The organism is Microbacterium zouquanmingi, assembly GCF_052266675.1.
Classification (GTDB): Bacteria; Actinomycetota; Actinomycetes; order Actinomycetales; family Microbacteriaceae; genus Microbacterium.
Genome location: NZ_JBQPRA010000002.1, coordinates 324,800 through 337,589, shown reverse-complemented (window position 1 = coordinate 337,589; position 12,790 = coordinate 324,800). Strand labels below are relative to the sequence as shown.

Below are 12,790 nucleotides of genomic sequence, written 5' to 3'. Positions count from 1 at the left end.
GGCGCCCGCGGCGCGGAAGGGCGAGCGGATGCCGCAGGCTCAGAGCACGCGCGAGAGGAAATCCTGTGTGCGGGGATGCTGCGGGTTCGCCAGCACCTCGCGGGGATCGCCCTGCTCGAGGATGTGTCCGCCGTCCATGAAGATCAGGCGGCTGCCGACCTCGCGCGCGAAACCCATCTCGTGAGTGACGACGAGCATCGTCATCCCCTCGTCCGCAAGAGAACGCATGACCTGCAGCACCTCGCCCACGAGTTCGGGGTCGAGGGCCGACGTCGGCTCGTCGAAGAGCATCATGTCGGGGTTCATGCACAGTGCCCTGGCGATCGCCACACGCTGTTGCTGGCCGCCCGAGAGGTGCCCCGGGTACGCATCGGCTTTCTCGCTGAGTCCCACGCGTGCGAGCATCGCGAGTGCGACCTTCTCGGCCTCTGCCTTGGTGCGCTTCTTCACGCGCCGCTGCGCGAGGGTCAGGTTGCCCATCACATCGAGGTGCGGAAACAGGTTGAAGCTCTGGAACACCATGCCGATGCGGGTGCGCACACGATCGATGTCGGTGTCTTCATCGGTGATGTCGATGCCCTCGATGAGGATCTTGCCGCCGGTGGGCTCTTCGAGCAGGTTGATCGAGCGCAGGAGCGTCGACTTGCCTGAGCCTGACGGGCCGATCACGCACACCACCTCACCGCCGGAGACGGTCAGATCGATGTTCTTGAGCACTTCGTTGTCGCCGAAAGTCTTGACCAGCCCACGGACCTCGATGGCCGGAGCGTGGATGTCGATCAGATCGGTGCTCATCGCTGCCTCGCCATTCGTCGCTCGAGCCACGCGCTGAACCGCGTGAGGGGAATCGTCACGACCAGGTACAGCAGAGCCGCCATGATCAACGGCGTCGCGTTGCCGTTCTGCGTCGTCGCGTCGCGTGCGAACGTGGTGAGCTCCTTCGACCAGATGAAGCTTCCCGCGATGAACAGCAGCGAGGTGTCCTTCAGCAGCAGCACGAACTCGTTGGTGAGCGGCGGGATGATGATCCGGAAGCCCTGCGGAATGACGATCCAGAACGTGGTCTTCAGCGGGGACATGCCCAGCGAGCGAGCAGCTTCGGTCTGCCCCTTCGGCACGGCCTGGAGTCCTGCACGGATCGTCTCTGCCATGTACGCCGAGGCGACGAGGATCAAGCCGACGAGGCCCAGCACGACTGGGCCGCCGAGGTCCTGGTTTCGCACACCGACCGCGATCGGAAGAATGTAGGCGATCGCGAAGATCGTCAGCAGCGCCGGGAGCCCCCGGAACAGCTCGATCCAGACCGTGGCGATCCAGCGGAACGGTGCGATGACCGACATCTTCATCAGCGCCAGCACGACACCGAGCACGAGCCCGCCCGCGAATGCCACCGCGGTGAACCACAGCGTATTGACGAGACCGACCGTGACGATGCCCGGGAGCATCTTGAGCGCGACCTCAGGGTTGAGGAACAGCGGCCCGAGCCGCGCCCAATCCGCGGTGACCAGCGCCCATACCAACAGGGCGGCCAGCACCACGTACACGGTGTAGCGGTAGAGCTTCTGTTTCTGCGTGCGCCTCAACGCCATCGTCAAGGTCCTCCCGACCCGCTCGTTCCTCCGGGTCAGTTCGCGGTGAAGTACGTGTCGTAGATCGTGTCGTATTCGCCGCTGTCGCGCAGCTCCTGCAGTGCGGAGTTGACGGCCTCGAGCAGTGCTGTCTTCTCACCCTTGGCGAAAGCGAAGCCGTACTGCTCGTCGGTGTTGTATTCCTCGACGATCTTGTAGTTCGAGTCGGCCTTCTCGTGCTCGAGGTTCACCGGCTGGTCCTGCAGGATCGCATCGATCGTGCCAGCCTGGATCGCGGGCCACAGCTCACCGTCGGACGGGAGCTGCAGAAGCTCGGCGCCCGGTGCGTTCTCCGAAGCGTAGGCCTCGCCGGTGGTTCCCTGCTGAACGCCGACGATCTTGCCGTCGAGGTCGTCGATCGACGTGATTCCGGAATCAGTGGGGACCAGCAGCGACTGCAGCGAGTCATAGTACGGGTCGGAGAAGTCGAGGTTCGCCTTGCGCTCGTCGGTGATCGTCATGGCGGATGCTCCGATGTCGCACGTACCCGACGCGAGAGTCGTGCCGGACTGCAGAGCGTCGAACCCGACGTCCTGCACAGCGAGCTTGAGGTCGAGCTTCTTCGCGATCGCGTCGAGCAGGTCGATGTCGAAGCCGGTGTAGCCGGTGCCGTTGTCGCCGCCCTCGAACTCGAAGGGAGCGTAGGGGATGTCAGAGCAGATCGTCAGCGCGCCCGCCTCGACCAGACCGTATTCGTCTCCCGCGGATGCCGGAGCATCAGCATCGCCCCCCGCATCGTTTCCTCCGCCAGCACAGCCGGCAAGAGCAAGAGTGGCGCTCGCAGCGAGTGCGATACCGAGAATGAGGTTACGGCGACGGGTCATGACCGCTCCAAGCTGAGGGGGCCGCGTGGCCCGCTGACGGGTGTGGAGTTCATCCTGACACGGCGCAGCGCATTTTTCCCAGCATCCGCGGATTACGTTTGCATTTCGCCCGCGCGCTTCGACAGGCTCAGCGAGCGGATCGGCTCAGACCTCGAAGTCGACGGCCACTCGCGATGCCACAACCGAGCGGATGTAGACGGCGACCTCTTCGTGAGCCGGATGCACGGCATATGCTTCGAGATCTTCGACGGAATCGAAATCTGCGACGACCGTCACGTCCCAGTTCACGTCGGGATAGATCGCATTCGCGCCCGCGGAGATCGAGCGGATCTGGGGCACGACGCCGTCCAGGGCGTTCAGGCGGCGGGCCATCTCGGCCGCCTGAGCGCCGCGCTCCGCGGCATCCTCACTCGCGAGCTTCCAGGTGACCACGTGACGAAGCGTCATATCTTCTCCAGCCTCTGGCGCAGCCGATCGGGCGATACCCGCCACTGCGCGTGAAATTCGTCGTCGATCAGCACGACGGGGATCTTCTCCCACCACAATTCATACAGGGTCGGATCGTCGTCGATCGACCGCTCTACGATCTCGATGTCGTCCGCGGTGTCATCCGGAAGCCCCGCGACGACCTCTTCGACGATTCCGAGCGCCGTCGGGCACAGGTGGCATCCATGCCTGCCGATGACCGTGATCGTGGTCACGCCGTGGGGACCTCAACCGGACGACCCGCTGCGATCCACTCGCCGGTGCCGCCTTCGACGTTCGTCGCGTCGTAGCCGCGCGGCTCGAGCGCCTGCACCACGCGTCCGGAGCGCGCGCCAGCCTGGCAGATGACGTCGAACGCCTCGGCAGGAAGCTCATCCAAACGGTTTCCGATCTCAGACATCGGAATGTTCACTGCCCCGGGCACGTGCCCGGCGGCGAACTCGTCCTTCTCGCGCACGTCGATGAGCGGCGTGCCCTCACGCGCAGCGAGCTCGGCGATGGTGATCGACTTCATGGATTCCTCGATTTCCTCGTCGCAGAGACACAAAACGCCCGTCCGTAGACAGGCGTTCGTGTAGCCGCTTACTTCTTGTTGCGGCGCTGGTGGCGAGTCTTGCGAAGCAGCTTGCGGTGCTTCTTCTTCGCCATGCGCTTGCGGCGCTTCTTGATGACTGAACCCACGGAAACCTCACTAAGTCAGGGGCTGGGCGTCACAGAAAATCGGACACCCGGGTACGGGCACGGAAAATGCCTCGGATCAGTTTAGCAAACGCGAAGGCATGCGAAGTCCATGATTCACATTCACTGGTTGCCAGCGTCAGCCGACGTCGGCAATGGGACGCTGGAGCGCTGCGGTGACAGCGCTCTCAGGGACACGGTAGCTGCGGCCGAAACGGATCGCCGGAAGGTCGCCGGAGTGCACCATGCGATAGACAGTCATCTTGGACACGCGCATGAGCTCTGCGACCTCTGCGACGGTCAAGAATCGAACCTCGGGAACATCGGGCATCGCATGTACCCCTTTCTGCTGATGCCCAACTCTATGGGGAAGTCGGGACGCGTGTAAACCCATGTGGCGAATGTGATCCATGTGACAACAGCACCGCCGTCGCCTGCTCAGGAGGTGCGCGACAGAGCCGCGCGCGGTCTGCACACGAGGGGTTCGGCTTAAGCGCCCAGACGCTTGAGCGCGGTCGTGACGACATGCTTTGCGGATGCCGCGGCGCGACCGACGACCTCGGCTGCGTGACTGGCACCATCGGGAATCGGCAGGAAGGAGAAGTCGATCTCCGGGGCGCTCTCGCCGAATGCATCGACCAGGAACGGAACCAGCCAGTCGTCGACAACCTCCAGCGGCTCGACCTCGATGCTGTAGAACCGGCGCTGCCCATCTTCGCGGACGCTGACCAGTTCGGCATCTCGCAACACCTTGAGGTGCTTCGAAACGGTGGGCTGGCTGACCCCGAGCTCGCTCACGATCTGTGAGACGCTGGTGCCGGCGTCACCTTCAGTGGACCGTCGAAGCAGGAGCTGGAGGATGTCGCGCCTCGTGCCGTCCGCGATCACGTCGAAGATGTCCGTCATGATGATCAGGGTAGTCGTCCCGCGGCCGGAGTACCATGACGAAGGCTCGTCGTGATCGGCGTCGAGCGACAGCAGACGACTTCGAGGGGGCCGTGTGTCGAGCATCGACTGGTCGACTTCGCCCCGCGCGCGCACGCGCGACCTGTGGCACTTCGTGCGCCGCGTCATCACCTCGTCGCCCTCGCGATTCGCGATTCTCATCTTCGCCTCGCTGATTCTGCTGTTCACGGCGCTGTTCTCGCTGCCGATCGCTTCAGCCGCCGGCACCGTGACCCCGCTGAGCGATGCCCTGTTCACCGCCGTCTCCACGATCTGTGTGACGGGTCTGGCAACGGTCGACATGGCAGCGCACTGGTCACCGTTCGGACAAGTGCTCATCTTCCTCGGCGTGAACATCGGCGGAATGGGCGTGCTCACCCTGGCATCCGTTCTCGGTCTGGTCATCTCGAAGAAGCTGGGCCTACGCGCCAAGCTGCTGGCCGCTGGTGACAGCAACCCGCTGCGTGCGCACGGCGGCGTCGTCAACGAGGGCCAGACGGTGCGCCTCGGTGAAGTCGGTCAGCTGCTGATCACGGTGGCGATGTCGCTGTTGGTCATCGAACTTGTACTCGCGCTCCTGCTGTACCCGGGTCTCGTGATGGCCGGCGTCCATCCGCTGACCGCGCTCTGGGAAGCGCCGTTCTACTCGGCGATGGCGTTCACGAACACGGGCTTCTCGCCGAACGCCACCGGAGTCGTCGAATTCGTCGACGATTACTTCGTGCTGACCGTGCTGATGGTGGGAGTGTTCCTGGGCAGCATCGGCTTCCCCGTCATCTACGCCCTCGCCAAACATCGTTTCCATGCGAAGCGCTGGTCGCTGCACTCCAAGCTCACCCTGATCACGACCACGATCCTGCTCGTCCTCGGCGCTGTCGTCTTGGTCATCCTCGAATTCGACAATCCCAAGACGTTCGGGTCGATGGATGCGGCAGACACGACGTTCCAATCGGTGTTCCTGTCGACGATGACGCGCTCCGGCGGATTCAGTGTGATCGATATCAGCGACCTGAACGGGTCGTCCAAACTGTCGATCTCAATGCTCATGTTCGTCGGAGGCGGGTCCGCTTCCACTGCCGGCGGCATCAAGGTGACCACGCTCGCCGTGCTTGCCATCGCCGTCTGGTCAGAGGCTCGTGGTCGCCAGAGCGTGCAGGCGTTCGGTCGTCGCATCCCGAGCGACGTGCAGCGCGTCGCTCTCAGCGTCGTCGCGTGGGGAGCCACGATCGTCGCCCTCTCTACCGTCGTGATCACCCAGATCACCAAAGCCTCCACCGAGGATGTGCTCTTCGATGTGATCTCGGCATTCGGCACCGTCGGACTCACGACCGGACTGGCCGAGAGCCTCCCTGATCCCGCTGTCTACGTCATGGCCTTGACCATCTTCATGGGGCGCGTTGGTACAGTGACTCTCGCCGCGGCGGTCGCCGCGACGACGCGAACGCAGCTGTATTCGCTGCCCGTCGAAAGGCCGATCGTTGGTTGAATCCCTCCGCAGCGATGCCCCCGTCCTCGTCATCGGGCTCGGGCGCTTCGGTGCCGCATGTGCGGGCGAGCTGGACCGGCTCGACCGCGAAGTGCTCGCCATGGACGAGAGTCTCGAGCTCGTGCAGAAGTGGTCCGACCGGGTCACCCACACCGTGCAGGGCGATGCGAGGAACATCGACGCGCTCAAGCAGATCGGCGCGCAGGACTTCCAGGTCGCGGTGGTCGCGGTCGGTTCGCTGATCGAAGCATCCGTTCTCATCACCGCCAACCTCGTCGACCTCAAGGTCCCCCAGATCTGGGCGAAGGCGGTGTCGCAGTCGCACGGCAAGATCCTCGCGCGCGTCGGCGCCAACCACGTCATCTACCCGGAGCGCGAAGCCGGCGAGCGCGTCGCGCACCTCGTGAGCGGACGGATGCTCGACTTCATCCGCTTCGACGACGACTTCGTGCTGGCGAAGATGTACCCGCCGAAGTTCATCCGCGGCGTGAGTCTGCAGGACTCCGGGATGCGCACGAAGTACCGGGTCACGGTCGTCGGCGTCAAGACGCCGGGAAAGCCGTTCCGCTACGCCGAGGCCGACACCGTCATCACCAACCACGACCTCATCATCGCGTCGGGTACCAACAGCGACATCGAGCGTTTCGCCGCGCTGGATCGCTGACTCACTCCCCGCGGGCGAGTTCCTTCGCGCGTTCCAGCGCAGCATCCGTCGCTCTGGCGAGCACCTCGTCGAGGTGGGCGTCCTGCAGGACCGCAACCGCGCGCTCGGTCGTGCCCTTCGGGCTCGTCACGCGTCTGCGCAACTCGGCCGGGTCCGCATCGGATGCTTCGAGCAGTGCCGTCGCACCGATGAAGGTCTGCTCTGCCATCAGGCGCGCATCTGCTTCGTCGAATCCCTTGCCGACGGCAGCCTTGGTCAGTTCCTCGATGAGCAGGAAGACGTAGGCCGGTCCCGAGCCGGAGATGGTCGAGAGGGCGTCGATCTTCTCTTCCGGCACTTCGACGACAGCTCCGACGAGCTCGAACAGCTGCCGGACGAGGGCGAGATCATCGGCCGTGGCAGCCGCGCCGCGAGCGAGGCCAGTGACGGCCTTCCCAACGGTCGCCGGCGTATTCGGCATCGACCGGATGACTCTTGCCCTATCCCCCAGGCCCTCAGCAAACGTTGCGAGAGTGACGCCGGCGGCAAGGCTGACGACGATCGCGTCGTCCCGCAGGACGGGCGCGATCTCACGAAGCAGATCGGGGACCATGGCCGGCTTCACACCGACCAGAATGACGCGAGCGGATGCCGCGGCATCCGTGTTTCCCTCCGGCGAGGTCTCCAGAGCGATAGCCGTGACGTTCGCCAGCCCTTCCAACGCGGCGGCCTTCTCAGCTGTGCGGTTCGTAGCGATGATGCCACCGTCGACGGGGACGCCCGAAGCGACGACGCCGTGCAGAATCGCACCACCCATCGATCCTGCGCCGAGAAATGCGAGAGAAGGAAGAGACGGGGTCATGCCGCAATCCTACGCACGGCATCCGACCCCGCCGTAGTGCCTCATGCGGATCACAGCCGCCGGAACTAGACTCGCGGCATGAGCGGATCCGCCAGCAAACACGACCTCGACCTGATCATGGATGCCATCCTGGGATGCTCCGAAGTCGAGAAGCTCATCAGCCTCAAGACCTTCTTGATCAAGCCGGATGAGCTCCTCGTCACTGCGAAGATCGCGCTGCCTGCGGAGAAGACCGTCCGCGATGTCGCGGACAGCATCGATGAGATCGAGGAGCAGATCCGCAAGACCGTCCCCACCGCGCGGACGATCTGCATCCAGCCGGACATCTACCGACCTTCGCTCGATCCTGAGCCCTCGACCGACGTGTTCGTGCTGAAGTCCGCGGACTGAGCGTCGGTTCGACGCGTCAGCTTTTTCGGCGGCTTGGCGCCTCAGCGCCTCAGCTCGAAGAATTCGCGAAGCAGCACGGTTGCGGCATCCTCTTCGACCCCGCCGACCACTTCGGCACGGTACGGGAGCCTGCGGTCCCGCAGCACGTCGTACATCGAGCCTGCCGCTCCCGCCTTCTCGTCCCATGCGCCGAAGACGACGCGGCCGATCCTCGCCTGGAGGATCGCTCCCGCGCACATCACGCACGGTTCGAGAGTGACGACGAGGGTGTGACTCTCGAGATTCCATAACCCGAGCGCTTCGGCCGCTTGGCGGAGCGCAACGATCTCGGCGTGCCCGGTGGGATCATGCGTCTCTTCGCGAGTGTTGCGGCCCTCGCCGACGATCAGGCCCGCCTCGTCGATGACGACGGCACCGACCGGCACCTCTCCGGCTGCGGCTGCTGCTTCGGCCAGCTCGAGGGCGCGCCGCATTGCGGATTCATCGGCGCGTGTCATGCGTCGAGCCTACTTGCCCACCGCGCCGTACCCGTGAGCCCCCGTGCAGTAGATGCCGCACGCGGATCGTGCGGATGCCCCGGGCGCATTACTCTGTAATCATGCGTGTTCACGTCGCCGACCACCCCCTCATCACTCACAAGCTCACGGTGCTGCGCGATGAGCGCACCCCGTCACCAGTTTTTCGCCAGCTGACCGAAGAGCTTGTGACCCTGCTTGCCTACGAGGCGACACGGAACGTCAAGGTCTCGCCGATCGAGATCACGACGCCTGTCACGAAGACCATGGGGGTGAAGATCTCCGAGCCGCGCCCGATCGTCGTGCCGATCCTGCGCGCAGGCCTCGGCATGCTTGAGGGGCTCGTCAAGCTCCTCCCCACCGCCGAGGTCGGCTTCCTCGGAATGGTCCGCGATGAGACCACTTACGAGCCGACGACCTACGCTGAGCGTCTTCCTGAAGATCTCAGTGACCGTCAGTGCTTCGCCATCGACCCGATGCTCGCCACCGGCGGCTCACTCGCAGCGGCGATCCAGTTCTTCTTCGACCGCGGCGCGAAGGATGTCACCGCGATCTGCCTGCTCGGCACACCCGAAGGCCTCGAGGCGATCGAGAAGCTCGTCGGGGATCGCGATGTCACGATCGTGCTCGGCGCGCTGGATGAGGGCCTGGACGAGAACCGCTACATCGTCCCCGGCCTCGGCGACGCCGGAGACCGCCTGTACGGCACCGTCTGAGCTCGCTCGGCGGAATCCTCGGGCGCCCGAATCAGCTCAGACACTATTCGCGCGGCTCTTTCTCATTCGCGCTACTGAAGCTTCTGCAGCGCCAACGACCTTGGACAGCGCGGAGCCGGTTTCGACAGCGCGAAGCGGCAGCTCTCAGGCGCGGTCGGCGCCGACGAGGCGCGCGAACGCGCTGAGCCGTGCCACGCCGTCGGGAGTGCGCGGCAGGTCGTCGAGCAGTGCGGGCGAGTAGATCAGGTATGCGGCGACCTGAGCGCGTGAGATCGCGACGTTCAGCCGATTCTGCAGCAGCAGGAACTCCGGGCCGCGCGGCGCATCCCGCCCGCTGGATGCGGCGAGTGTCGTGATCGACACGACAGCTTCTTTGCCCTGGAAATTGTCGACCGTGCCCACCGGCACTTGACCGAACCCTGCCGCGGCCAGCGAGTCAAGGACAAGCTGCTTCTGCGCGTTGTACGGCGCAACCACGATGATGTCGGCCTGTTCGAGACGGCGCGGCGCGGCATCCTTATCGGTGAATTCCCGGCCCAGCAGGTCACGGACGATCCGCACAACTTCTTCCGCTTCCTCAGCCGACTGCGTCGCGTTGCCGCGGTGTCGCAATGGGAGCACGTGCACGCCCGGTTCGACTCCGTCGATCGCGCGCTGTTCAGTACCGGATGCTGACGCTAGCTGCCCCGCGTACGACAACCGTGACACGGGTTCTGCGACAGCCGGATGCATCCGCCAACTGCGGTCGAGGAAGTACCCGTACTCGGGCTTCACGACAGCATCGCCGTCCATCACCCAACCGAGAGCCGAGGTATCGACCGGCTCGGGGTGGGCCCCTTGACTGACCTGCGGCAGCTGCTGCGGGTCGCCGAGCAGCAGCAGCCGCTTCGTCCCAGCGGCCACGGCGATCGTGGAGGCGAGCGAGAATTGGCCGGCCTCGTCGATCACGATGAGATCCAGCGCACCGCGCTCGACCCGGGTGATGTTGCTGAAGTCCCAGGCGGTTCCGCCGACGACGACGCCCTGCCCCTCGCGTTCGCGGAGGAACGAGGCCATGCCGTTCTTCGGAATCGGGGTGTAGACCGGATCGCTCCCCTTCTCTTTGGGGCTCTTCGCCACCTGTCCCGCAGGGACTCCGGCGGCGACGACTCGCTCGAGCAGCGTTTCGATGATGGCGTGCGACTGCGCAACGACGCCGACCCTGAAGCCGTACTCGTTCACGAGCCGAGCGATGACGTGAGAGCCGGTATAGGTCTTGCCCGTGCCAGGAGGACCCTGCACCGCAAGGTAGCTGCGATCGAGGTCGCGCACCGCGCGAACGATCGCATCGATCACATCGCCGTCGGCGGATGGCAGTCCCGCACCCGAAACAGTGCGCGGGGGAACTCTGCGGAGGATGTCGGTCGCCGCGCCGGCGGGGAACGACGGAGCCGCCTGGTGCACAGCATCCGCCCACTCATCGATCGCACCCTGCAACGACACCACGCGAGGTGGTGCGGCCGGAGTGAGGGCGAGCGGCAGTTCGTCCCACGTCTGACCGTCTACCGCGTTCTCTGCAACCACGTAGCCGTCTTCGAGCACGTCGACGATCTTGACCATGCGCGGAACGTGCACTGCCCGCGATGGGGCATCGAGGACGAACGGTGCGGGGAACGGGTAGAGAGCGAACGGCTCGCCTCCCTCGTTGAGCGTTGTCCCTGGCGACACCTCGCCACGGATCTCGATCTCGCGCGACATGACCCGTCGCCCCTCTTCGACGCTCCAGTCCCGGCGGACCACGGAGGCTGAGGCATCCACTCTGACGACATCGCGGGTCTGATCCCACATCGAGAGCGGTTCGCGCAGCCGCTGGAAGTGCGCCACCCAAAAGCTCTTCGCCTCACGCGGGAAGTAGTCGATCGCCGCGGCCGCAACCCGGTGCGCCTCACCATCTCCCCCGCGCGCGACGTCACTGTCCGCATCGGCGAGCAGCGCCACCGAGCGCGGAGACGGTTCGTAGACCACTGCGTCCGATTCGTCAGGCGGTGCGGGATTGACGCCCTTCTCCTTGGCGATCTCGATCAGCCAGTTGCGCAGGCGCCTTGTCGATACGCAGTCGTAGCGGTTGTAGTCGGCGAGATCGGCGAGCACGGCATCCGCTTCATCGGTCTGCCCCACAGCTGCGAGCTGACGAGCCGCAACGTACTGCACGATCGAGTCGTCACCCTTCTGCACGTCGCTTGTGCGCACCTCTTCACCCATGTACAGCGGCTCGAGCTTCTTGATCGAGTACGACCGAGAGCCCACCCGCACGGTGCGCAGGACGAGCGGATAGAGATCGACGAAAACACCCTCACGCAGCAGCTTGTCGACCTCGCCCTCTCGGATGCCGTGGCGCGACGCCATTGCGACCAGGTGTGAGGTCTCATACGGCGCGTAGTGATAGATGTGCATGTCGGGGTGCGAAGCCCTGCGGACATTCACGAAGTCGAGGAACAGCTCGAGCGCCCGCTTCTCGTCGGCGAAGTTGTGCGCCCAGAGCGGTGTGTACTGATCGTCGTTGTCTACCCAGCCGAACAGGTAGTCAATGCCCCACTGCACGTGTCCGTCTGGCGCGGGCTCGGTGTAGAGCGGATCGCCCTCGAAGTCGAAGAAGATATCGCCCTGGCTCGGCCGCGGCAGCGTGTGGATGACCTCTGGGTGATACACGTCGAAGGTCGGGGCGTCGTCGACATCGGCCCGCAGCTGCAGGCGCGCCTGCGCCCGAAGCGAATGAAAGATGTCGGCGTTCATACCGCGAGGAACATCTACGGCCTCGGCTAACGCATCGATCGTCTCGATGCCCGCGTCGCGCAGGCGCGTGCGCTGCACAGGGCGCATTCTCGCGACCATGAGCAGGTCGCGCGAGGCATCGACCTGCTGAGTGCAGGTCTCGCAGCGACCACAGGCGGTGATCTCGAGGTCTCCCCGGTCATCGCCCCAGGCCAGAGGCGGGCCCGCTGCCCCCGCCGCAACATCGCGATCGGCGATCAGGGCGCGCAGACGCGCACGTCGCACGTGGAACAGCGGCAGCAGATCGTTGACGGCGTGCGTGCTGATCGTTCCGTCACCGAGGATCAGGTCGACCTCGTCGGATCGCGGGATGCCGCGACGGTCGAGCTGGTCGACATATGCCGCAAGTTGCATGAGCGCCGTGACGCGTGCGGTTCGGGCGAGCTTGGAGTCCTGTACGCGCCAGCGGCCGTCATCTTCGCGGAGCAGGAAGTCAGCGAATCCGACGAACTCATCCGTCGCGAACGCGGCTTGGAAGAGCAGCTTGGCGTCGGACCGAAGTGCGGCGAGAGTCTCTGCAACGACTGCCGACAGCTCCTCAGGTTTGGCCGAGTTCACCTTCGGCACTTCGTGGACAGCATCTGCCCCGAAACGCTCGCGATATTCGTCGAGCACCTTCACTTCGTGGGCATCACCGAGCGCAGCGGCCCGTTTGAGGGTGGCGTCTTCAGGCTCTTCGACCACCGGCACACGACCGAGCTTCGCGTCGATCGCCCGCGCCCACGCGAACTCGCATTCTGCCGCCGCTTTCAAGTCGCTGGCGCTGAAGATGACGCGCTGCGCCTGAGTGTCGATCCGCATGCTTC

16 protein-coding genes are annotated in these 12,790 nt (G+C 64.9%); 4 read left to right on the top strand and 12 right to left on the bottom strand.

Annotated features, from left to right (window positions below; genetic code table 11):
* Positions 1 to 39: 39 nt before the first annotated feature.
* The 9 genes from ACTU6V_RS05790 to ACTU6V_RS05750 all read right to left on the bottom strand — a co-directional run bounded on the left by ACTU6V_RS05790 (position 40) and on the right by ACTU6V_RS05750 (position 4,522).
* Positions 40 to 795 (bottom strand): amino acid ABC transporter ATP-binding protein, encoded by a 756-nt coding sequence (locus ACTU6V_RS05790; RefSeq protein WP_443467514.1) that lies wholly within the window; start codon positions 793 to 795, stop codon positions 40 to 42.
* A complete protein-coding gene (locus tag ACTU6V_RS05785) occupies positions 792 to 1,589 on the bottom strand; it encodes an amino acid ABC transporter permease (protein ID WP_443467515.1) in 798 nt (265 codons plus the stop codon). The genes ACTU6V_RS05790 and ACTU6V_RS05785 overlap by 4 nt, the downstream gene beginning before the upstream one ends.
* 35 nt (positions 1,590 to 1,624) lie before the next feature.
* Positions 1,625 to 2,452 (bottom strand): transporter substrate-binding domain-containing protein, encoded by an 828-nt coding sequence (locus ACTU6V_RS05780; protein WP_443467516.1) that lies wholly within the window; start codon positions 2,450 to 2,452, stop codon positions 1,625 to 1,627.
* Positions 2,453 to 2,596: 144 nt separating this feature from the next.
* Positions 2,597 to 2,899 (bottom strand): Dabb family protein, encoded by a 303-nt coding sequence (locus ACTU6V_RS05775; RefSeq protein ID WP_443467517.1) that lies wholly within the window; start codon positions 2,897 to 2,899, stop codon positions 2,597 to 2,599.
* Entirely contained in the window at positions 2,896 to 3,153 is a 258-nt protein-coding gene (locus ACTU6V_RS05770; RefSeq protein WP_443467518.1) for a glutaredoxin family protein, read from the bottom strand. Before ACTU6V_RS05770 ends, ACTU6V_RS05775 begins: the two co-directional genes overlap by 4 nt.
* Positions 3,150 to 3,452: a rhodanese-like domain-containing protein gene (locus ACTU6V_RS05765; protein ID WP_443467519.1), complete on the bottom strand. Its 303-nt coding sequence runs from the start codon at positions 3,450 to 3,452 to the stop codon at positions 3,150 to 3,152. Before ACTU6V_RS05765 ends, ACTU6V_RS05770 begins: the two co-directional genes overlap by 4 nt.
* A 68-nt stretch (positions 3,453 to 3,520) precedes the next feature.
* Positions 3,521 to 3,619: a 30S ribosomal protein bS22 gene (locus tag ACTU6V_RS05760; protein WP_003792170.1), complete on the bottom strand. Its 99-nt coding sequence runs from the start codon at positions 3,617 to 3,619 to the stop codon at positions 3,521 to 3,523.
* A gap of 136 nt (positions 3,620 to 3,755) precedes the next feature.
* Positions 3,756 to 3,947 (bottom strand): helix-turn-helix domain-containing protein, encoded by a 192-nt coding sequence (locus tag ACTU6V_RS05755; protein WP_443467520.1) that lies wholly within the window; start codon positions 3,945 to 3,947, stop codon positions 3,756 to 3,758.
* Positions 3,948 to 4,105: 158 nt separating this feature from the next.
* Positions 4,106 to 4,522: an ArsR/SmtB family transcription factor gene (locus ACTU6V_RS05750; protein WP_417510242.1), complete on the bottom strand. Its 417-nt coding sequence runs from the start codon at positions 4,520 to 4,522 to the stop codon at positions 4,106 to 4,108.
* Between the two features lie 142 nt (positions 4,523 to 4,664).
* Between ACTU6V_RS05750 and ACTU6V_RS05745 the strand changes: the two genes are divergently transcribed.
* Together ACTU6V_RS05745 and ACTU6V_RS05740 are read left to right on the top strand one after the other, a co-directional pair.
* A complete protein-coding gene (locus tag ACTU6V_RS05745) occupies positions 4,665 to 6,047 on the top strand; it encodes a TrkH family potassium uptake protein (RefSeq protein WP_443475333.1) in 1,383 nt (460 codons plus the stop codon).
* Positions 6,040 to 6,711 (top strand): potassium channel family protein, encoded by a 672-nt coding sequence (locus ACTU6V_RS05740; RefSeq protein ID WP_443467521.1) that lies wholly within the window; start codon positions 6,040 to 6,042, stop codon positions 6,709 to 6,711. Before ACTU6V_RS05745 ends, ACTU6V_RS05740 begins: the two co-directional genes overlap by 8 nt.
* Position 6,712: 1 nt before the next feature.
* On the opposite strand, the gene proC is transcribed toward ACTU6V_RS05740, so the two are convergent.
* Complete coding sequence (proC, locus tag ACTU6V_RS05735; RefSeq protein ID WP_443467522.1) at positions 6,713 to 7,552, bottom strand: pyrroline-5-carboxylate reductase; 840 nt, start codon at positions 7,550 to 7,552, stop codon at positions 6,713 to 6,715.
* 78 nt (positions 7,553 to 7,630) lie between these two features.
* Here proC and ACTU6V_RS05730 point away from each other — a divergent pair, with 78 nt between their 5' ends.
* Positions 7,631 to 7,942 (top strand): cation transporter dimerization domain-containing protein, encoded by a 312-nt coding sequence (locus tag ACTU6V_RS05730; RefSeq protein WP_443467523.1) that lies wholly within the window; start codon positions 7,631 to 7,633, stop codon positions 7,940 to 7,942.
* Between the two features lie 41 nt (positions 7,943 to 7,983).
* On the opposite strand, the gene tadA is transcribed toward ACTU6V_RS05730, so the two are convergent.
* Positions 7,984 to 8,439, bottom strand: a complete 456-nt coding sequence (tadA, locus tag ACTU6V_RS05725) for a tRNA adenosine(34) deaminase TadA (RefSeq protein ID WP_443467524.1) — start codon at positions 8,437 to 8,439, stop codon at positions 7,984 to 7,986.
* A gap of 101 nt (positions 8,440 to 8,540) precedes the next feature.
* Here tadA and upp point away from each other — a divergent pair, with 101 nt between their 5' ends.
* Entirely contained in the window at positions 8,541 to 9,173 is a 633-nt protein-coding gene (gene upp, locus ACTU6V_RS05720) for a uracil phosphoribosyltransferase (RefSeq protein ID WP_417510230.1), read from the top strand.
* A gap of 144 nt (positions 9,174 to 9,317) precedes the next feature.
* On the opposite strand, the gene ACTU6V_RS05715 is transcribed toward upp, so the two are convergent.
* Complete coding sequence (locus ACTU6V_RS05715) at positions 9,318 to 12,785, bottom strand: TM0106 family RecB-like putative nuclease (RefSeq protein WP_443475173.1); 3,468 nt, start codon at positions 12,783 to 12,785, stop codon at positions 9,318 to 9,320.
* Positions 12,786 to 12,790 lie beyond the last annotated feature (5 nt).